Origin of the sequence: Granulicella cerasi (assembly GCF_025685575.1) — a bacterium.
GTDB classification, from domain to species: Bacteria; Acidobacteriota; Terriglobia; order Terriglobales; family Acidobacteriaceae; genus Granulicella; species Granulicella cerasi.
In genome coordinates this window covers 966,166-988,441 of the sequence record NZ_JAGSYD010000001.1, presented here as the reverse complement: position 1 = coordinate 988,441, position 22,276 = coordinate 966,166, and the positions used below count along the sequence as shown (strand labels likewise).

The window sequence follows — 22,276 nt, the reverse complement described above, 5'->3', positions numbered from 1 at the left end:
GAATGAGCTCTTTGCAGAACCGAGCGTGTTTGTGGATTCGCGACTCTTTGCTACGAAGCGAAGAACAGGGAAACGTTCTGCCCATGCAGTCCACGGTAAAGTTCCTTGGTGCCGCTATCGTCGCTATGGATATGTCCGGCGCCTCGCCTTCCTGCTTCTTGCAAACATGCGCGCAATTTGCGAACCGCCTTACGGTCAGCCATCCTTCATGAATGAAGACTCGTGCAAGAGTTCAGGCAAGCGCCCTCATGGGGTTAGGCACGCCTTCGCGCCAGAGCGCGTGAAAAAATATCCCTGCAAGAAGCCTCTTCGTGACAGCTACCTTGCAGGGATTCCTGAGAAACGAGACTAGTTCACATTCAAATCGAGGTTCGCGGTTGTCGTATCTCCGTAGGTATCAGAAGCGGTGATCGTGAGAGTTGTGGCGAACGTGATGTCAACCGCGCGTGCGGCTGAAGTGGACGAAGCGAAGACAGCATCACCGCTATAGGTCGCCGTGAGGCTCTGCGTCCCCGCAGGCAGAGAGCTCAGCGTCAGGCTTGCCGTGCCCGCGTTGACAGCCGCCGTGCCGACTGTGCCAGACGCTGACGTGAAGGTGACAGCGCCGGAAGGTGACCCGCTACCGGAAGCAGGTGCCACGCTTGCAGTGAACGTGATCGGCGACTTCAACGCCGCTGTCGCCGAAGAGGCCGAGAGCGTAGTGACGGTTGCGGACAAGGGCGCCGTCGGACTGTTCTGTGAGTTGCTGTTATTGCTGCAGCCAACGAGAAATGCCGCAGAGCTCAGCAGTATGGCCGTTGCAACACTCAAGCTAAGTCGACGACGACGTACGCCAAACAACATGAGTCCCGCCATGCTCAGAACCGAGCCATGGAGAAGCCAATTTGCGTTGTGGGTTGGCACGGCTTTAGCGGAAAGCGGATGGATGGTGATGAGTGGGGATGCTGTCTGCAACGACAACGTAGAGAGCACCGTGCCATTCGCTCCCGCAACCGGCGTGCTGAAGACGCAGTTCAACCCAGCAGGTAGCGTTGCAGGGCATTTGAGGCTGATGTTTGCAGGGTTGAGTGCGAGAGAGCCGAGCGGCGTGAGCGTTACCGTTGCAGTACCGGCAGTGTTCGCCGAAAGCGTGAGCGCAGATGGATTGATGGAAGCCGCAAACGGATTGCCAAGCACAACCGTTGTAGCAGCCGTCGTAACACGGCTGTAGTCGAGGTCGCCTGAGAAGGTGGCCGTGAGCGAGTTCGCACCGGGTTGCAGTTGCGAAGAAGAAACGGTGAGGTATCCTGTCGCATTCGTCGCGCCTGCAACAGAACTCAACGTCGCCGTGCCGAGTACGGCGTTCGAAGTCGCGTTGGTGAAGGTTACGGTTCCCGTAGGCGTGACGCCGCCACTAAGGCCGGGAACGGTGATCGAGAGCGTGACGTTTTGGTTGGGCACTATGCTCGCAGTAGATGCGTCGAGCGCGAGGTTCGTGATGGGATACGGCATGATGTGCACGGTGAGCGGAGCCGACTCACTCGGCGCGAAGGTCATGTCGCCCGTGTAGTGTGCGGAGAGTTGATACGTACCACCGGGCAGCAGCGTTGCTGTGATGCTCGACGCACCATTGACCAGCGTTTCGCCAGCGATGGCGTTGCTATTCAGCACGCTACTGTTGCTTACGACAGAGATATCGCCTGTCGGCGTTCCTGTCGCTGGGCTCACAGCGCCGACCGCTACATTCAAGCTCAGCGGCGAGCCATAGTTGATCGTCGTGTTGGTCGAAGTCAGGGCCGTTGAAGATGCGGTGAAGGATGAAGCTGCGCTCTGCCAGGCGTTCACCATGTTGGTGAAGTTGATAGAGCCAATGCCGGTGGCAAGGTCATATCCCGCGTTCGCGGCATAGCCAGGCAGCACGCCATAGAGATCTGCAGAGTTGGACAGCGTGCAGTCGAGCGTACCAGAGAAGCACGGCACCGCATTGGTTCCAGCCGTTATGTCATAGAAGACGCAGCTATTGCCTGTGAGGAGGTTTGACGTGGCGCAAGCGGAAGCATTGCCGCCAGCGAGCTGCGTCTGCGCGAGCTTGTAGAGGATGTAGTTGGGATTGCCTTGTGCCGAAGAAGTTTTCTGCTGCACGAGCGCCATCAGTCCGGCGAAGATGGGGCTTGCAAAAGAGGTGCCGCCAGCACCCGAGATGTTACTGTTCACATCGCAGCTTCCTCCACCAAGCGATGCGCAGAAGAGATAGAGCGAGCCCCAGGAACCGCTCCCGGACATGAGGGAAATATCGGGCAGGTCACGCGCGCCATCTGCAGGAACCCCTTGCAGCTGGCTCTGCCACGCGGGTTTTGCATAACCACCAAGACACTGGCCGGTGTTGGGATCTGCAGAGGCGCAACTGCTCACACCGCCGGAACCGCCGGCCGTCGTCAACACTCCCTGCACGTTGTAGTCGTTGCAGAGCGCTTCCGTGGTGGTGTCGGTAGCTCCCAGCGACTGCATGTAGGCAAGCACCTGCGGGCTACCGCAACTGTTGTTCCAGGGAAGCTCCGGCACGTAGGATCGCGCGGATTGAAGCGTCGTGGGATCGTTGCTCGTCGTCCAGTATCTGCTGGGGTCGAGATATGTGCCGTAAAGGTCGGTGCCGCCGACTGCAACGTTATACGGAGTCGACGCGATGCCGCTGACGGTAAGTCCGTTGAACGCTGCAGAGCTGCCTTGATCGCAGGTCGCCGAACCGGAGTCTCCGGCAGCAACGGTTACAGTGATGCCCTGCGCTGCGGCTTGCTCCCAAATCTCGGAATAGAACTCATTGCCCGCGGTGCCGAGTCCGATTTCGCACTCGCCGAAGCTTGCGTTCAGGATGGAGGTCAGGTTGTTCTCGATCACGTAGATCGCAGCCGAGTCGATACCGGCGGAGGTGGCCGTATTCGGCGAGATCACGAGATCGATCGTCGCATTCTTTGCGACAGCGCCTGCCCATTCAACATCAAGACTTGCTTCTTCGACACCCGAGCCATCGCCGCCGCCGGGGTCAGGGCCATAGTGGATAACGTTGAGTTTCGTAGCGGGTAGGCCGAATGCTTTGCGGAAGTAGTCGACGTCGGCGGTGTCGATATCAGCGTCCCCGATGATCGCAATGGACTGGCCGGTGCCATCGATACCTGCATCCCAAAGCGGACGAAGGTTATAGATAGTGGCGAGGTCGTACGGAGCGAGAGCGTAAAAGTTTTGACCACCGAGACTCGTCGTGTCGTTAGGCTGGTAGCGCGAGAACGCAGCATGAGTGCCTGCCTGCGGCGACCACGCGCCACCTGCATGATGCAGGCTTTGTGTCTTGGTATGTTGCCCCGGCTTGGGGAAGTTGTTCAGCGATGCGAACCCGGCGATCACAGGCGCAAGGGCGGCAGGAATGCTCGGCCTGGTGGCGTTTGCGTAGTACTGCGTTCCGTTTACGTCATAGCGGTGAAGCTCTGTGTTGAAAGCAGCCTTGAGCTGAGCATGCGTACCGGTGAAGGCCACAATGTTATGCCCTGGCATCGTGGGCTCCACTTGAAGTCCAAAGCTCTGCAGCCATTTGTCGACTGCATCGATGTCCTGCGTGGCAACGCCGTACTGCACGCCGAACTGCTCAGGCGTAATCCACTTGTGATAACGCGGCGACTGCGGGTTCTGCTGATCCTGTGCCAGTTGGTCGAGCGCCTTCTGCTGCGCGGCGCTTCGTTGTAGAAGGAGGATCGTTCTACCCAACTCAAGAGAGTCCGGTGCGATGCCGCGATCAGCAGCGTGCGTCGCCAGCGGATGGAGAGAGCCCTTCAACGAAGCGCGGTTGCTTGCGTCAATCATGCTGGCGTTCACTCGCGGCGAAGCAACGACGGGAGTATGGGCGACCTGAGCATTCGCGACAAGGGCGGAAGAGCCGCCAAACAACGACAAGGGCGGAAGAGCCGCCAAACAACAGCGTGAACGCACATCGAAGGATGGATGAAGCTCGCATGAAAATCCCCTTGGTGTTGAAAGAGCGTTGAGGCGCGTTACGCGCGAATCCTGAGCGTTGGCGCGGCATTCGTTACTGGCCGGAGGAAGTGACGGTCATGGCGATGGTCTGCGATTGCGTGAGGCTTCCCGATGTGGCCGAGATGGTCAACGTCGTCGTGCCCACCGGTGTGCCCGGATACGCATCGCCGCCGTTGTCGCAGCCTGCGATCAGCACAAGCGATGTGACAGCCAGGACGGCCATGCAAAGAACACCGAGCGAGCGACGTCTACGCTTGCGTGGCAGCAGGAGAAGAAGAACGCCCGCAAGGCTCACGCCAGCGGGGAGATCCTTCCAATTGGTTCGATTGCTCGCGTGATAGTGGTTGTTCTTTGCAGTGGTCGCAATGACGACCGATGCGCTCGCGCTCTGTCCGGGCGTGAGGCTCACGCTGGACGGACTCACCATGCACGTGGACTCTGCCGGAGCACCGGAGCAGGTCAGCGTGATCGGCCCACTGAAGGTGGGGTTCGCCACAAGCGTGAGCACGATGGAGGTGGACGCACCCTGAGGGAGCGAGACGCTGCCCGTCTCTGCGGTCATCGTGAACGCAGGTGTGACGGCGTTGACCGTGACGTTGGTAGACGCCGTCGGAGAAACAGCGTCAGCGTCTCCGGTGTACGAAGCCGTGACCACGTTCGCACCGACTGGCAGTGCGTTCGTCGTAAGAGTCGCCACACCGGCAGTGATCGTAGTGGAGCCAAGCGTGGTGCCGCCTGCAGAGAATGTGACCACGCCCGTGGCAGAGGTGAGCGTCGCGCCACCCTGCGAAAGCGTCGCGATAAAGCTCACTGCCGCGTTTTGATTTGCAGTCGCGGTGCTCGCCGATAGCGATAGCGCGGGCGCGCCTCGATTGAGAAAGACCGCCGAGGTGAAGGTGCCCTGGACAAGCAGATCGGCGTTGCCTCCACTGCCCCAGTTGCCCACGAAGAGAGGCGAGGCGATGAACTGCGCTGCGCCCGTGTCCTGAAAATCAAACGGCACCATCGCCTCGGTGTATCCGGGCGCCAGCACACCACCGCCGACGTTGGGATAGATCTCCAATTGCGGAGCGGTCACCGCACCGCCGGGCCCGCTGGTGAACTCCGAAACCACGAGGTCCCTGGTGCCGTCCGCGTTCATGTCCGCATAGGTGGCCGTTGCAGGAAAGTGGCCTTCGTCGACCAGCAATGGCGGAGCAAAGCTATAGCTGCCTTTACCAGCGAACTGCAGCACCCCCGAAGTGCCAGCAATCACTCCACCACCTGCAGCGTCGTAGTAGCCTTCGGTCGTCAGCGTAAGGTCGGGGATGCCGTCGCCGTTAAAGTCACCGGCGATTGCGTCGGTGGCGATGTAGTTCGGCGCAATGTTGATTGCAGAGGTGAAACCGCCGACACCGTTACCCGTAAGCAGGTAGACGTTGTAAGTGGTGACTCCGGGATGGCCGAAGGCAGAGTTAGCAGAATGCGCGTCAATAGCCACGGCGTCGAGCTTGCCGGTGCCAGTAAGGTCCATCAGCTTGATCTTGTAGATCTCCGTGCCCAGAGCGGTGAATTGACCGGACTGAAAAGTGCCGTCAGCGTTGCCGAAGAAGGTGAAGAACCCACCAGGAAGCACGCCACTTCCCGGCGTGTTGTTGACGCAGACGAAGTCGCCGCCGTAGGCGACAACGATATCGGGAATGCCGTCGCCGTTCAGGTCGCCGCTGTCGGCGAAGTTCATATTGCAGCCTGGCTGATCAGCGGCAAAGGTGAGCTTTATCGGCGAACCGGCGGTGCCGGTGGGATCGAGAGTTGCCACATAAATAGCGTTGGAGGTGGCAGCGCCGTCACTCAAAACGATGCGTACGTTTTTGCCGCTCCTGATCAGCGTGGGATGAACTACATATTGGTTGGCAAAGAGCGAAGAAAGCGTCGCGCTCGAAAGTGCGGTGACATATTTGAAGCCGCTCTTCTGGCTCACACTCGGTGCGGCACCTGTGTTGAAACCCACGACGATGGGCGTAACCTGGTTCGGACCGACCAGATATTCGCTGGAAGCGTCAGAAGCGAGGACGTCCAGCAGCCCGTCGCCGTTGAGGTCGACCGCTTCAAAGGTGTGAATGTTTCCACCAAAGACGTTATAGGTAGCACCGTTGTTGAGCGCTGTACCCGCCAGCGTAGGCGCGGCATAGAACTCCCCTGCCTGCGCAACATTCTTCACACCAAGGTTTTGGTAGTACGCCAACTGCGGCAGCGTGTTGTCGCCCCAGAGCAGCGACGCATAGCCGGAGCCATCGAAGTCTCCCGCGACAAAAGCAGTGCCACCGGGGGTGACGATCTGCGACGGCGGCGTGGCAAACGCGGCGGCTCCGCCGTTGGGAAACACATAGGCGCTGCCCGGCATCGTCACTATGGCATCGAGGTAACCGTCGCCGTCGAAGTCCGCTATCTGCAGGTTCGTATCGTTGGAAATCGGGAAGGTCGTGTTCGGCCCGGTCGGCGAAGTCTGGAAGCCTGCCCCCTGATACGCGCCGACGAGTAGCCTGGCGCTGGTCGGGCTCCCCGAGCCAGCCGTATACGGGCTGTCGTAGAGCGCTCCATTGACAACCGAAAGAATATCCGTCGACGCCATGCCCGTGCCGAGGATGCTGCCGTACTTGAGCGGGAAGTTCTTGAAGTTGGCGGTGAGGTTCGTCGCGTGGAGAATCTCCAGAACGGCGTTCGAGAAGAGCGCGGCTGTAGGCTCAATCGGCGCCGTAAAACTTCCGTCGCCATTGCTGGTCATCACGAGCAGGCTGGAGCCGGCTTTGGCAGGATTCGACGCGCCCGAGTCCGCGATCGGAAAAACGATGCCGCTGACGGTCTTGCCGTCGGTCGTGAGGAGATCACCGCCTCCATACTGGAGCTGGTAAATATCGTTGAAGGTGACGTCAACCTCTTTGCCAGGGGTGAACTTGCCGCCGCCGACGTTGATGAAGGTCTGCTCGCTGAGCAGGGTCGTCGTCTGACCGGGCTGCAACTGATTCTTGGCAATCAGCGCTAGGTCCGGCAGGCCATCCTTATTGAAGTCGCCGATAATGCAGATGCCGCCGTTGCTGTTCAGCCAGTTCGCACCCGAGGCCATCGAGACCGGATAGCTGACCGCGCTCTTGAAGGTGCCGTCGCCGTTGCCGATCCAGACGAGCACAGCCGAGTTTTGAAGGTCCATAGCGACGAGGTCGGGATACGAATCTCCGTTCAGGTCGGCGGCGTAGAGCTCCTGAATCGCGGGCGAGTACTGCAACGCGCTGGTGTCCTGCGTGCTGGCCAGCGTCGGCAGCGAAGCGAACGAACCGGGGTTGAGGAAGATGTCCAGCGTGCCGTCGCCTCGGGCGACGACGGCGTCGAGCTTCCCGCTCTTTCTGAGATCAGCCGCGACCAGCCCTGCGGTGCCATTGGATGAGGTTGCTGGCAGAGAAGCAAACGGGGCCGCCACAAACGACGGCGCATTCACCCGCAGGCCGGACGGCAAGGCCGGGCCAATCTCCTTCCTCACGCCCAAAGTCCCGGCAGGAGATTTCCCTGCGACGCCCGGTTTCATCCAGTCCACCAGGTGCGAACCGATGACCCGCGCGAAGGGGTCTCCGGAGACATTCTCCGACGCATGAGACGTCGCGGGAGGAGTGTGAGCAGACCTCTGCCCCTGCGCGACGCACACCGACTGGCCCATCCTCACCATCAAGAGGGCGAGCAAAGCGCGCCGCAGATACATCGACCCCGGGATTCCCATGGGACTCCTTCATCTACAAAGACAGGAAATTTGAAAAGCGTTAGCCACATCTCAACGGCTCGTCTCTTCACGGTCAACTAACCAGATCTCAAATGATCTAAGTTGGCCTGTCTTGGTCGATAAGCGCTTCTTTTGCAATAGTTGACTCGAAGGCTCAGGGTTCGCGTCGGGCCGAAGCGGCCTCCGATCGTCAACTCGATATACTTGGAAGAAGCCTCATGGAAGTCTCGCCTGACAAACAATTCGAGGCTGTTTACACATTCGGCGGGTTCGAAGTGTCGTCTTTGACGAACGCTCTCTATAAAGAAGGAGAGGTCGTTCGGATCCAATACCTGCCCCTGCAACTTCTGCTTGCGCTGCTGGAACGCGCCGGCCAGATGGTGAGCAAGGAGGAGCTGCGCGATCGCCTGTGGGGCAACGACACCTTCGTCGAAGTCGACCAGAACCTCTACGTCATCGTCTCCAAGCTGCGCGAGTTGCTGGAAGACACCGCCCGCCAGCCGCGATTCATCCAGACCGTCCCGGGCCGAGGTTATCGGTTCATTGGGACAATCGTTACGCGCAAGCTCCCAGCCCCGTCGGTGGAAGAAGCACCGACAGTCGCGACGGCCACTCCGCAACCGGAGCCGGGCTCGACCGAAGCAGCGGAAGGGGCCGTGGTCTCGGAAAACTCACCACCTCGTTCGCGCTGGCACGCCCCTGCCCTTTCCTTCGGCGGTGCGCTCTGCGTTCTCGCGGTGGTGCTTGCATTCCTTCACTACCGAAGCGAGCATACCCCGATCTACAAACCGCATGACCGCATCCTCATCAGCAGCTTTCGCAACGAAACCACGAAGTCCGAGCTGACTCAGACCCTGGGATTCGCGGTGCAGTTGAAGTTTCAGGAGTCTCCCACCTTTGAGCTGGTGCAGCCACAGCGCGGACAGCCATTCGTCGGCGAATCAAGTGAAAGCAGCCACGAGAACCAGCTACAGGCCTGCTCCCAACTCGGCGGACAACTACTGATCGACGGCGAACTAAAGCCACGCGGTCAGGGCTACGAGATTGCCCTCATGACATCGCGCTGCAGCGACGGCAAACTACTCGCCACCGAATCCGCCGATGCCGACTCCGATGCGTCCATCCTGAGCGCGATCGATGTCGTCACGGACAAGATGCGTCAGCGGCTCGGCGAACCTGGCGGCGTCCGCCAACGCTTCAACATGCCGCTGACGCAGGCCACGACAAACTCTCTGGCCGCGCTCGAAGCCTTCACTCAGGGCGAAGAGAAGCTGAAACAGGGACATGCGCTGGAAGCCGTAGCCAGCTACAAGCTCGCAGCAGATCTCGATCCGCAGTTCGCCCTCGCATACGCCCGGCTAGGAACGATCTACCTGAATGCGCAGGAGCAGAGCATCGGCGTGGGCTACTACCAGAAGGCGTTTCAGCTCCGCGACCACACAACCGACCGCGAACGGCTCTACATCGCCGCCCACTACTACACCGATGTCACCGGCGAGTATACGCAGGCGATCGACACCTATCAGCTCTGGCGTAACCTGTATCCCAACGACTTCGGCGCCGCCAACAACCTCGCCAACCTCTACGACATGCTCGGCCACCCCGAGGAGGCGCTGCGCTATGCGCAGCAGGCTGTCGCAATCAATCCCGCATCACCTCTGGCCACCGCCACGCTGGCGCAGGCGTATCTGACGAGCGGCCAATATGCACCGCTGACAGCGATCTGCCATCAAGACTCCACCCGCACGAGCCCGATGGTCGTTCTGCACAACATCTGTTTCCTCGGAGCAGTAGGCCGTAACGACGAAACAGACATGCAGCGAGAGCTTCGCTGGGCACAAGGAAATCCGCAAGAGAGTGTTCTGCTACAGTCCGCAGCCCTGGCAGCTCTCGCCCATGGCCGCGTGATGGTCGCGCGCGACTTGTTCGCTCATGCACGCAAGAGCGCCGACCAAAACCACCTCCCCGAGCTCATGGCCATCGTAGACATCGACCAGTCCAACGCCGAGGCCGAGCTAGGCTTCTCGCAAACCGCGCTGGCCATGGTTCATCAAGCCGACCACGCTTCCCCGCAGGGCTACGACAAGACGCATGACACAGATGCTCTGGCGGGCGAGGCTCTGACTCTAGCCATTGCTGGCTCCAGCCAGGCGGCCATCGAGCGAGCCAATCAAGCGGTACAGCTAGCCCCGCTGAACAGCATCCTGAACAACCTCGAAGTCCCCACCATCCAAGCCGTCGTCGCCGTGAAACAACAGAAGCCCAGAGAAGCCCTGGATCTGCTACAGCGGACAACGCCCCTGCAGTTTTACTCGCAGACGAAGTTCATCCCCATCTACTACCGCGGCCTGGCCTACATGCAGCTAAAGCAGTGGAAAGATGCCGAGGAGCAGTTCAACACGATCCTGCAACATCGTGCGATTGTTCCTCACTCTCTCTACATCGGTCTCGCTCAAATGCGGTTGGGTGAAGCACTGCAGCAAGATGGCCAAACGAAGGAAGCCAAAGAGGCGTTCGATGCCGCTGCGCAACTGTGGCGGGACGCCCCTTCTGATTTCCCACCGGCGAGGCAGCTAAAGAGCTACAGGTAGCGGATCAACGCAGATGGCCCCTCGACGAGAGGTCGATACCGGCGGCGAGATTTACACACGCAAAATATGGTCCTTCTTCGACACCAACTTAGAAGCACCTTGAAAGAACATCTCGTTGGAGTGCTTTCGCCTTCGGCTTTGAAGTCACGGCTCGCGCGATAGTTCGGCCGCCGCAGCGGAGTAATCTCCGTTGAGCTCAAAGTGCAGCCCTGCCTGCATCCAGAAAGCTCCGGAAGCGCGCGCTGGTGTCCCCTTTGTCAGCTTGCCGGAGATCATACGAATCGTATAGAACGCCGCTGGATCAAGTCCCTCAGGCAAGCTCTGCGGCGCCGGATAGCCCATCTGCTGCGAGTGCAGAAAGGCGAAGACGACCGCCTGCTTGCCGTCGCCGCTCACATACTCCGTGGACGAGAAATCGCTTCCGCTTCGTGGCGAGACCAGGCGATAGAGGCGTCCCTGCTGCACGGTGGAGCGGATATTTTTGTACTCCGTGATCATGTGTCGCGCGGTCGCAACATCCTCGGCGCTCCACTTGGTGAGGTCTGCTCCCAGCCCCAGCGAGCCTTGCATCGACGACAGGAATCGGTACTCCAGCGAGGTGCTGCGGTGGTTGACCCAGTTCGGCGAGTCCGTCACCCAGGCCATCATCGCCTGTGTGGTGTAGGCGTAGCTGAAGCCGTCCTGGATCAGTAGACGGTCGAAGGGGTCGGTGTTGTCGGAAGGCCACACCTCATCGGTCAACGCCATCACTCCAAGGTCCACGCGCCCGCCGCCGCCGGAGCAGGACTCGATCTCCAGCTTCGGATGCTTCTCGCGCAGTTTGCGCAGCAACGCGTAGTAGCCGCGCACATACTCCACGTAAAGCTTCTTTTGTTCGGCGACAGGAGCTTGCGGCCAACCGGGCTCCGACCAGTTGCGATTGGCGTCCCACTTAAGGAACGCGATGTCGTTGTCCGTCACGAGAGTATCGAGCACCTGAAACAGATGCTCCTGCACGGCAGGCAACGCGAGATTGAGCACAAACTGATGTCTCGCTTGCGAGCTCGGACGGCCTTCAAAGTGAATGATCCAGTCAGGATGCTGGCGATAGATCTCACTGTTCTCGTTGACCATCTCCGGCTCGACCCAAAGCCCGAAGTCCATGCCAAGATCATGTACCTTTTCGATCAGCGGCTTGAGTCCCTGCGGAAATTTCTGCTTGTCGACCCACCAGTCGCCGAGTCCAGCGCGATCATTCTTGCGCGTGCTGAACCAGCCATCATCCATCACGAAGCGCTCGACACCGACCGCAGCAGCCTTCTCCGCCAGCGCCATCTGGTTCGCTTCGGAAACACGAAACTCCGTCGCCTCCCAGGAGTTATACAACACGGGCCGTGGCTTCGGGTTCGGGCCGTGCGGCAGGATATGTCGGCGCTGGTAGAGACTCTCCAACCGCGACATGTCGCCATATCCATGCTGCGTCACGCCGCCATAAAAGATAGGAGTCTCCAGGCGTTCGCCCGGCTTGAGTGGATATGCAAAATCAAACGGGTTATAGCCGCCGGTGATACGCACCTGCTGCATCGGGTCCTGCTCCACCGTGATGCGCCACGAGCCGCTCCACGCGAGGCTACCGAACCACACTTCGCCGTCGCGCTCTGTCACGGCGCTGTTGCGCGCGAGTGCGAACCACGGTGCAAACTCGTGCCCGGTGGTGCCGCGACGGCTTTCCAACACGGTGGAGCCGGGCGTCACGCTGCGGCTCTCCAACTGATCTTCACCAGCCCATCGGCCGGCGAGATAGCGAAGCTGATACTCCGCAGAGGCGGGCAGGTTCCACTGCGCCGCGGACGCCTGTTCGACAGTAAACGTAGCCTTCGTGCGATTTTCTACGGTGGCGCTCCGCGCCAAGATGCCTGTGTCCGCATCGATCGTGTAGTGCAGCGTAACGTACACTTCGCGCGAGAGATCCCGTAGCAGCACATCCACACCGTCTTTGCGCAGCGTGTGAGATTGATAGCGCAGCACAAGATCACGGTCGCCGTCCGCGAAGGTGATCTTTAACGCGGACTCTGCCAGCAATCCGCCACCCCAGCCGGCAAACTCCTGCGGTGTGTCGTCGATTTCAAACGCACGATCTACTGGGTTTGGTTGCGGAAGGGAGTCCGCCTCAGCGAGACGACCACCCCAGTACACGGTCTGCAGCGCGCCTTTGCTGTTGACCCCGAAGGCATACTCCGCGTCTCCACCGGAGAGACGGAAGACATGGCTCTCTGGGTTGTAACTGATACGCGCAGCGGCAGATTGACCAACCGCAGCCGACACGCCGGCGGCAAGCAATCCAAGGGCAAAACCCCGCAGGCAAACAAGGTTCATAGCAACATCACTTTCGTTGAGAGTAGAAGAATTACGACCGCGCGCTCCAACAGATGATCCGTGGAGCGCGCGAACGAGCCGGCGCGTCCGTTAATGTGCTCGGCCTCCGTTTGTCGTGTCGTAAACATACCCATTCGTCGTGCGCGCTGCATTGCTCAACTCCGAATAGACCTTATCGGTGATTGTCACGAAACCGATGGGATAGTTTTCACCATCCGATTGTCGGCCCGTGATCATCTCGTCCTGATACTGATACCACTGCGCTCCGATGAACAGCGGGTTCGCGTACACCGAGCGCAGATATTGGTCATAGGCCACGCCGCGTTGCGTCTGCGTGGCCACCGGCGCAAGCCCGCCGTTGAACCCACCGCGATCGGGCGCGCCGAAGTGATACTCGGCGACGATCGACGGCTTGTTCATTGTCGAAAGCGTGGTTGGATAATTGGCCGCGGTCAGCGTCGAGGCATACGTGTCAAAGCTGATGACGTCGGCGAACTCGCTGCAGGCCTTCACCACTTCAGGCGTGAAGACACTATACTTCGAGCCGAGATAGAGATGGTTCGTGTCCACCGCATGAACAGCCTGCGCGACGAGGATGTAGTACTTCTCGGCATAGCGACGGAGAAAGTTGCTGAAGTCCGCACGCATCGCCGGCGTCATGGGAGGAACGTTGGTGTGGTTGCGAAAATCGGTGAACGATGTGTAGCTGGTACCCCACGCCGCGTTCATGTTGGCGATCGTGGTGTACTGCCCGCCCATGATGTTTGCAAACGCCACCTTCGCTGGCTGGTTCGCATTGGCTGTCTCGATCACGCCGTAGACGAGGGGAAAGTAGTTGAGATCATCCGATCCATCGGAAGCCGCAGTCGAAGCATACGGCGCATTCGTCCACGGCATCTCGTTGTCTACAAAGTAGCCGAGCATGTAAGGATCATTCGTGATCAGCGACGGCGAGTCATTCGTGTCCGTATTAAGCGTAAGGTTCATCTCAGCCTCCACTGCCGCCTCAAAGTTGGAGTCCCACGGATCAGGCATCGCTCCTCCTCTGCCAAAACCCGTTACCGGCACTGTGATGTTGTTGTAGTCCGCAGCGTGGTTGATGAGTACTTTGATCGTGTACGGAATCTTTTGGCCGCTCGATCCGATGGTTCGCTCCATCACAGGATCGCTGAAGTCGCCCATCGTATTGAAACCCCACGCGTAGAGGCGATTCACGGAGGAGAGATTCCATTGGCTGATGAAAGAGCTTCCATACTTGCGCTGCAGATTGGCGCTGAAGAAGTCGAAGGCGCAATCCTGTTGCGACGTGACATCGCAGAAATAGCCTTCGCCGGACTGGCGACCATAGAAGATCGCCAACGGATCGGTGGAGGTAGGCAGACTCGTGAACCACGCTGTGCGATCCAGACCTGCGACGCCTCCGGCTGTTCCAGACTCCGGCCCGATGTAGGTAGGCACACGCGCAGTCTGCGTACTGCCACCCCAGGCCTGCGAGCCCATCGTGTCCATGCCGATGGAGAAGAACAGCTTGCCAAGCGGATCGACGAACCACCAGTTGCCGTTTGATAACTTCGTCGTGTGGAAGTAGCCCGTTGCTGTGGAGCCGGTGTAGTTGTTCGCGCCGCCGTAGATGTCGCGATCGCTTGGTGGCATCGGCAACGTCTCGGGCGCGTTGAGGTCCGAGTCCTGCAACACCTTGCCCGTCCAGGTCTCCTTGGTGAACTGTCCGTACTTGTCCACGATGCCTTGATAGAGCAACGCGACCGCGCTGGCCGCACCGCTCATCGAGGCGTAGCCGTCCACGAGGCGGAGGTTGTCGAAGTAAAGCGTGATCGCCGAACCGTTTGTGGTGTTCACGAAGAAGCGGAAGCCCGAAACGCTGGTGGTGTTCACAGGGGCGCCACCCAGAGCCATCACAGCATACCCCGGCAGCCGCGCGCCGGTCTTCAGGTTGAGCTTCGCGGGCAGCGGCTCGGAAAACGGAAGCAACACCGAAGTGAGCGCCTGCGGAAGCAACGTCACCGTGTCCGTCTGCGTATAGGACGAAGAGTCGTCGATGCGACCGTAAAAAGTTACCGGCACTGTCTGCGGATTGTAGATATCCACCACCAGCCCCGGATACATCGACCAGTCCTTCGGTGTGCTGAAGGTCCATTTCAGCGTTGGATAAGGCTGATTCGCCGCCATCACGACCTGCAGCGAGTGCGTACCTTGTGTTGCATACTGCGTACTCGATGTAGCTGTCGCCGTGAGTGTGGCGTACGAAGGGTCCGTAGCTGTTGCTTCGAATGAGTCGAAGAGCGTGGAAGGCTCCGCCGTGGTGATCGGCGTCGTGGACGGGGCCGCACCGATCATGGTGTTCACAGACGCAACGCGCGTATGGACCAAGGGCACGGTGCCACTCTTGACTGCTTGAGGCAACGTGTTGGCCAGAAGGCTTGGGCAGCCTGCCAGCACGGCAAGACTTATGCCGATAAGATGAAGCGTCGAAACCGGTTTGAAGAACTTTCTCATGGCTCTCCTCAAAGAGGCTCTCACAGTCACACGGTAGAAAACGCAGACTGCCGATTCGCGATCTAGGCTTCGCAACCGTCTTGAGCGCGCCCCTTATAGGCACCTTGAGAGAGATGCGGCAATAGATTTGCAGATAAGAGTCAGCCCGATACAGATAACACGCTCAACTACTACGAACACTTGGCTTTTGTGAGGGGATAAGAGACAGACGCAACAGACGAGCTGTCCGTCCTGCTCCTTTGGACAGAGCTACTGCGGATCGATGATGAGAAGCCGTACGCCGTGGCTCTTCACAGGGAGCGAAAGCTCTCCGTGAGAGACGCCCAGGTCCTCATGCATCCATACATCGTGGATATGGCCGCCATGCTCCACAGCGATCTTCCCCAGATCGACCGCCGGCGCGAAGTTGGTCCACGAGCTGTTGAAGAGGCCGACGGCAGTACGACCGCCACTCAACTGCTTTGTCCACACAGAGAACTCACCCCGCTGATACACGCGCACAGCCTGCTTGCCCAGCGCATCCTGATCAATGGCGATGACGTCTTTGTTCATCAGGATCTCGCGGTCGGCCGGAGACATCTTCGTCAGGTCATTGCCAGCAAGTAGCGGCGCAGCCAGCAGCGCCCACAAGCTCATGTGTGTGCGGTACTCTTCTTCCGTCATCTTGCCGTTGCCGATCTCAAGCATGTCAGGGTCGTTCCAATGCCCGGGTGCAGCGTAGCGTGCAAGCTCCGCTTCGCTGTTGCCGATGATGAACATGCGCTCGTAGCGGTCCTTGATGTCGTCCGTCGTGCGCCACATGGACGCACCCACCTGCGGCCCCCAGTCCCACACATCGTCAAAGCCGTATTGGCAAAGGCTATAGAGAATCGGACGACCTGTCGCACGCAGCGCCGCGCCCATCTTGGTATAGGCATCGACCATCAGCTTCTTGCGCAAAAGAGGATCAGGCTCGGCTTTCATCACGTCTTGAAAGGTGCAGAGGTCGTACTTCAGAAAGTCGACGCCCCATGCAGCGTAAGTTTTCGCATCCTGCTCTTCATGCGCCATGCTGCCTTCAAAGCGTGCACAGGTTTTCGGGCCAGGCGAAGAGTAGATGCCGAACTTGAGACCCTTCGAGTGAATGTAGTCTCCCAACGCCTTCATGTCAGGAAAGCGCTCGTTGGGGTGGATCACTCCGTTCGCATCGCGTTGTCCTTGCCACGTGTCATCGACGTTGACATACACATAGCCAGCGTCGCGCATTCCCGTGCTTACAAGCGCGTCCGCAGCGGAACGAATGTCTGCGTCCGTGACCTTGCCACCGAAGTGGTTCCAGCTATTCCAACCCATCGGCGGTCTTTGCGCTGGCATGTTTTGCGAATGTGCCAAAGTGCCCGTCAATACAGCAGCTACGAGAGCAAACCAAAACTTCATAAAGATCGTTCCTCGAAGAGTTGGGCGAAGCGCTCGCGGCCGCTTCGCCCATTTACATTACTGCAGCGGTGCGGTCGTAAACGTGCCGAGCGGAAGTCCCGCCTTGTTGTAGAAGTACTCTCCGACAGCGCCGCCCCAGGCGTAGCGAACAAAGACCGGATGCGTCACCTTCGGTGAGGAGACAAGCAACGTCGCCTGACCATTGATCATCTCGATCTTCACATCCGCAGCCGCGAAGTTCCCATCCGCAGCCGCGACCTCGACATCCTTCTGATCTCCAACAGTGCGGTGGCTCAGCGCCTCGCCATGAGCAAGCCATACGCGCATGGCCGAACCCTCTGGCGTCGCGCGCAGAAACTCCGGCGAGTGCGACTCAACATTTTCGCCGTAGACATCGCTTCGAGCCAGCAAAGCAAGTCGGTGCCCTACGGACTGCTTGTCCGCCGGATGAATCTGGTTGAACTCACCTACATCGAGCGAAACCGCCTGCCCCGTCCCGCGCAACGAAAGTGTTCGACGCTGCGCATCACGCACGGCACCCCACATCTCTTGATGGCGCATATAGCTCGAGATCTGCACGTAGAGGAACGGGAAATCACCCTCACCCCATTGGTGACGCCAGTCAGTAATCAACGCCGGAAACGCGCGGAAGTAGTTGCGCGCACGCGGAGCAATCTCATCGGACTCGCCCTGATACCAGATCACGCCCTTGATACCATAGCGCGTCAGCGGCGCAATCATACCGTTGTACAGCGAAGAGACTAACCACGCGCCCTGATGATCGCCGCCCACACGCGGCATCTTCAACTGCGGTTTGCCCGCAGCCTTCAGCAGAGCGTTCTGCGCATTGAGATTCGCGATAGCGGCATCTGCGTGCGACTGCGCCTGCACTACCGTCGCTTCGTCAGCCAACGTGCTGGTAAGGTTTCCCGCAGCGATGCCATCTGTGCTGATCCATGAGGATACCGGAGTGCCTCCCCATGTCGTGTCAATCAAACCAATCGGCACATGCTCCTGATCGTTGAGTTCGCGTCCGAAGAGGTAGGCGACGGCGGAAAACGACTGTGCCGTTTCTGGTGTGCACTCCTGCCACATTGCCGCTGTGTCCGCGAGTTCGCTCGCAGTCGCGGCCCGCTTCAGATGCATCAAGCGAATCTGAGGCCGGCTTGCGCTCGCGATTTCCTTGGCGGAATCCTTCATGGGAGCACCGGGCCAGCCCCTCAAGGGGAATTCCATATTCGATTGCCCCGAAGCCACCCACACGTCGCCCACAAGCAGATCGTTCACCACCACAGGCTTGCTGGTCGATGTCCCTGAGACCTTCATGGCGTACGGGCCGCCGGCCTTCTCGGGCTTCAGGAAGAGTTCCCATTCGCCCGAATCATCAGCCGTTGCCTTCACGGTCTGGTCATGAAAGCTGACGCTGACCTCTTCGCCGGGCAGCGACCATCCCCATACGCGCAACGGCATCTCCCGTTGCAACACCGCATGGTCGGAGAACACATGCGGCAGTCGAACCTCCGCCGCACACGTCAACGCTCCGAGCATCCATGCACACAGCATCCATTTCCAATTCATATTTCAGCTCCTCAGTGTCTCCATTCACAGGGACTACGCCTGCGCTTGCACAGTAACGACTCCAGCGGCCGCGTCAACGGGCTTCTTCGCTCCGCGCATATCGCTGTGCTGCAACGCAATCCCGGAGCTACCGCTTCCGGTCACGCGTAGATAAACGTCCGAATCCTTCGGTGCGATGCAGTCCTTCAGCGTTGCACTGCGCACCTCCGTCAACACCACGGCAGGCACCTCTGCTTGCGGCTTGGAGACGTCGAGCTTGCTTACCGTCAACTCGCTCACGTCATCACACACCAGCGTCGGACGGAAGTCCGGAACGAGGCTCGTTACCCTGACGTTGTCAAACACGAGGCCCTTCACGTGTCGGCAATAGAAGCCCGATGCAGGCAGTCTGCCGAAGACCGTGGACTCCGGATACTCGTGGTCCGCCTCAGGAATCGTACGGCTCGCCCACTCCGCCGTGCCCGCTTCATCTGTCGAGATATCGATGTTTTCCAGCCGAACATTTTCAACCTTTGTTCCGACGAGTCCAGTGATCGAACTCGTCACAGAGGCGTTCGTCGCCTTAAAATTCGCGATGACCACGTCCTTCACCGACCCCGGCACTTTCTTCGTTTGCCCCGTCCCGCGATTGCCAAGACGAATGAAGATGGGCGAACGCACTTTGTCGGCCGTGATGTTCTTGACGGAAACTCCGCGAATCGCGCCGCCATCGACAATCTCCAACGCCACCGCCGCGAGCATGCGGTCACCAATGTAGGGGTAGTGCGAGAACACGTTGCAGTCGCTGAAGCTGATATTTTCAAACAACCCCTGCGTTCCGGTGCCGATCTTTAAAGCGTTGCAAGGTGTATCGATCACGCAGCGACGGACAATGATGTTGCGCACCGGACGAATCTCCTCCGGATGCCCTTCGCTCTTCAGGCAGACACCATCGTCGCCCGTCGTGATGTGGCAGTCTTCCACAAGCACGTTGCTGGTGCAATGAATATCTATCCCATCCGTGTTCAGGCCATAACGCGGATTGTCGATGGTAATGCCCTGCACCTTAACGCCGTCGCACTGGAAGAGTCGCAGCGTCCACGCCGTCGACTGCGTCAACGTCACGCCAGAGACGAGCACGTTCCTGCAATCGGTGAGGTTCACCATCTGCCCCGGATGCGGGAGCGCGTTGTAGTTGAACTGCGTGACATCTCTCCACTCGCGATCAGGCGTTACCGGATGGCGGTCTGTTCTGCGAACCCAATATGTTTTGCCATTGCCGTTGATGGTGCCTTGCCCGACGATCGAAATGTTGTTCGCCCGATATGCCGAGATCAGCGGCGACATGCTGCCGGGTGCGTTGGCGTCCTTGCCAGCGCTTGGTAGCCCGAGAATCGTCGCGCCTTTATCGAGTTGCAATGTGACATGACTGCGCAACCGCAGAGGGCCGGTCAAGTAGGTGCCGGCCTCGACTCTCACGATTCCACCGCCCATCGCAGCGCACTCATCGATCGCCTTTTGCAACGCGTCGGTATCTAAATCCGTGCCGGTTCCCTTCGCGCCATTTGCGCGCACGCTCATGACACGCGCGGTCTTCGTCTCTGCCCACAGCAAGGGCGCCGGCAACGTGTGGAGGGCCAGAGCGCCGGGAACAACACCGAGAAACTTTCTACGATTCATTGCTTCATCTCCTGAGGTAGCGGTTCGCTTCCTGTTGTTGAAATCCAATTAAGCCTTCTCCAGCACGAAGGAAGGCGGAGCATCTTCAGGCGCGGTAGCGAACGTTGCCGAGGGCTCCGCGCCCATGGTGAACACCAGCGTGCCGCCCTGTGCGATCTCGCGATGATGAAACCATGCCCGACGCTGCGGCTTTCCGTTGAGCGATACACCCTGCACGTATGCGTCGCTGCTCGTTACTCGCTTGGCCTCCACGCAAAGGAACTTGCCACCGCCGAGATCTACTGTCGCGCGGTCAAAAAGCGGCGCGCCGAGAATGTAGTTGCCGCTGACCGGATCCACCGGATAGAAGCCCAGCGCGCTCAGGATGTACCACGCTGACATCTGTCCAACGTCGTCGTTGCCCTGCAAACCATCAGGTCTGGAAGCATACATGGTGGCTAGTAATTTCTTCACCAACGCTTGCGTCTTGTGCGGCTGCCCCGCATATACGTAGAGGTACGCGATGTGATGCGACGGCTCATTGCCATGCGCATACTGCCCGATCATGCCAGTGATGTCCGGCGGTACGTCACCATGCACCTCCGAGCTCTCCACGAAGAAGCGATCTAGCTTCGTCGTGAACGCCTCGCGTCCGCCGAAGGCATCGATCAACCCCTGCGGATCATGCTGAATGGCAAAGCTTGCCTGCCAGGCGTCGGATTCCGTATAGTCGCGCCACTTGTCCGAATGACCTGTAGACTTCGGGTCGAACGGCTCGGCCCACGCTCCGTTCTCCAGCCTCGCGCGCATGAACCTCGTCTTTGGATCGAAGTAGTTGCGGTAGTTCAGCGAACGCTTCGACAGCAACGCAGCGTCGTCGCTCTTGCCAAGCGCCTTCGCCACGTGAGCGATCGCCCAGTCATCGTAGCAATACTCGATCGTCTTGCTGACGGACTCCTTCTCGCGGTCCGCCGGAATGTAGCCGTACTTCCGATAGAGATCGAGTCCCCTGTAATCGTCCACCATAGCGCGCTTGCGCATCAGCGGATAGGCACGCTCGTAGTCCACCCTCGCGATGCCTTTATTGCAGGCTTCTGCGATAACAGCTGCGGAATGGTACCCCGTCATGCAGTCGGTCTCGTATCCCTGCAGTGGCCACACCGGCATACCTTCCGGGCTCTCTTCGGCCATGCGAATAAGCGTGCTGACGAAGTCTGGTGTGCGCTGCGGTTCGATGAGTGTGAAGGCAGGATGCGCTGCCCGATAGGTGTCCCACAGTGAGTAAGTCGTGTAGTTGTGCTGCCCTACGGGAAGAGTATGAACTTCGTTGTCCATGCCGCGGTATCGGCCGTCGACATCATCGAACAAGGTGGGGCCGAGGCACAAGTGATACATCGAGGAGTAGAACGTGCGGCGAGCTTCATCGTCCGCACCTTTTACGCGAATCTTCGCCAGCTGCGTTTGCCAACGCGCACGTGCTTCTGTGCGTGTGCGGTCGAAGTCCCAGTGCGGAATCTCCTGTTCGAGGTTTCTGCGCGCGCCCTCCGCACTGCACGCCGAGAGGCCGACCTTCACCAAGATCTGCTCGTGAGCTGCAGTCTTGAAGTGCAGCACGCACTTCAGCGCCTTGCCTTCCGCCGCCGAAGATTCCTGCTCGCCGTTATAGAAAGCGACCTTCGTTGGCTTTTTGGAAAGCTGCAGGTAGAGAAACGCATGTCTCCCTTTCGCCCATGCGTTCGTGACATGTCCCCCCATCAGTGTTGAATCATTCACTTGCTGTAAGCTCGCCTGCGAGACCGTCGACTCTCCGTGATGCTGATACGAATGCGCGAGATCGACGATGAGGTATGACTCGTCGCTCTGCGGGAACGTGTAGCGATGGAAGCCAGCGCGCTCGGTCGCCGTCAGCTCGGCGCGCACCTTGTAGTCCTGCAGCAACACCGAGTAGTAACCAGGCGACGCATCTTCGTCCTCATGACGAAAGCGCGAACGATAGCCCTGCTCCGGATTTTTGAGTGTGCCCGGCACTAACTTGGCCTGGCCGGTTCCAGCCATCACGAGGAAGTCCAGCAGATCGCCGATGCCTGTACCGCTCAAGTGCGTGTGGCTAAAACCCATGATGGACGTGTCATTCCAGTGGTAGCCCGCGCAGCGATCCCACGTGGAGTTGAGTGTGTCCGGCCCGAGCTGCACCGCGCCGAACGGCACCGTCGCGGCGGGGAAGCAATGTCCCAACCCGCCTGTGCCGACACGCGGATCTGCATACTGGCAAAGGTCCTCTGCATTCAACGGCGCTGCATGCAAACCGAGTGACCGCGCAGCGGTAGCAGAGGCCACGGCTGCGGAAGCAACACCAAGAAACTTTCTTCTCGAAAGCATACGTCTCCTGAGTTTTTGAAGTGGTTATGGAAACCGCAGGCGCCCGCCCCTGCGA

At 59.4% G+C, this 22,276-nt stretch carries 9 protein-coding genes; 1 reads left to right on the top strand and 8 read right to left on the bottom strand.

Translation table 11 applies throughout. From position 1 onward, the window contains the following. Positions 1 to 348: 348 nt before the first annotated feature. Together OHL11_RS03995 and OHL11_RS03990 are read right to left on the bottom strand one after the other, a co-directional pair. Positions 349 to 3,831, bottom strand: a complete 3,483-nt coding sequence (locus tag OHL11_RS03995) for an Ig-like domain repeat protein (protein ID WP_263370181.1) — start codon at positions 3,829 to 3,831, stop codon at positions 349 to 351. A gap of 223 nt (positions 3,832 to 4,054) precedes the next feature. Next, positions 4,055 to 7,750 carry an FG-GAP-like repeat-containing protein gene (locus tag OHL11_RS03990; protein WP_263370180.1) on the bottom strand — a complete coding sequence of 1,232 codons (3,696 nt, stop codon included), beginning with the start codon at positions 7,748 to 7,750 and terminating at the stop codon, positions 4,055 to 4,057. 218 nt (positions 7,751 to 7,968) lie between these two features. On the opposite strand from OHL11_RS03990, the gene OHL11_RS03985 reads away from it, so the two are divergent. Next, positions 7,969 to 10,341, top strand: a complete 2,373-nt coding sequence (locus OHL11_RS03985) for a tetratricopeptide repeat protein (RefSeq protein ID WP_263370179.1) — start codon at positions 7,969 to 7,971, stop codon at positions 10,339 to 10,341. 144 nt (positions 10,342 to 10,485) lie between these two features. Here OHL11_RS03985 and OHL11_RS03980 read toward each other — a convergent pair whose 3' ends face one another. The 6 genes from OHL11_RS03980 to OHL11_RS03955 all read right to left on the bottom strand — a co-directional run bounded on the left by OHL11_RS03980 (position 10,486) and on the right by OHL11_RS03955 (position 22,221). Continuing rightward, complete coding sequence (locus OHL11_RS03980) at positions 10,486 to 12,696, bottom strand: alpha-galactosidase (protein WP_263370178.1); 2,211 nt, start codon at positions 12,694 to 12,696, stop codon at positions 10,486 to 10,488. 90 nt (positions 12,697 to 12,786) lie between these two features. Beyond that, positions 12,787 to 15,090, bottom strand: a complete 2,304-nt coding sequence (locus OHL11_RS03975) for a hypothetical protein (protein ID WP_263370177.1) — start codon at positions 15,088 to 15,090, stop codon at positions 12,787 to 12,789. Between the two features lie 369 nt (positions 15,091 to 15,459). Beyond that, positions 15,460 to 16,626: a glycoside hydrolase family 27 protein gene (locus tag OHL11_RS03970; protein WP_263370176.1), complete on the bottom strand. Its 1,167-nt coding sequence runs from the start codon at positions 16,624 to 16,626 to the stop codon at positions 15,460 to 15,462. A 57-nt stretch (positions 16,627 to 16,683) separates the two neighbouring features. Further along, positions 16,684 to 18,204 carry a sialate O-acetylesterase gene (locus tag OHL11_RS03965; protein ID WP_263370175.1) on the bottom strand — a complete coding sequence of 507 codons (1,521 nt, stop codon included), beginning with the start codon at positions 18,202 to 18,204 and terminating at the stop codon, positions 16,684 to 16,686. Positions 18,205 to 18,237: 33 nt separating this feature from the next. Next, the gene (locus OHL11_RS03960) at positions 18,238 to 19,863 is read right to left on the bottom strand and encodes a glycoside hydrolase family 28 protein (protein ID WP_263370174.1); all 1,626 of its coding nucleotides are present in this window, start codon (positions 19,861 to 19,863) and stop codon (positions 18,238 to 18,240) included. A 48-nt stretch (positions 19,864 to 19,911) separates the two neighbouring features. Continuing rightward, positions 19,912 to 22,221 (bottom strand): GH92 family glycosyl hydrolase, encoded by a 2,310-nt coding sequence (locus tag OHL11_RS03955; RefSeq protein WP_263370173.1) that lies wholly within the window; start codon positions 22,219 to 22,221, stop codon positions 19,912 to 19,914. Positions 22,222 to 22,276 lie beyond the last annotated feature (55 nt).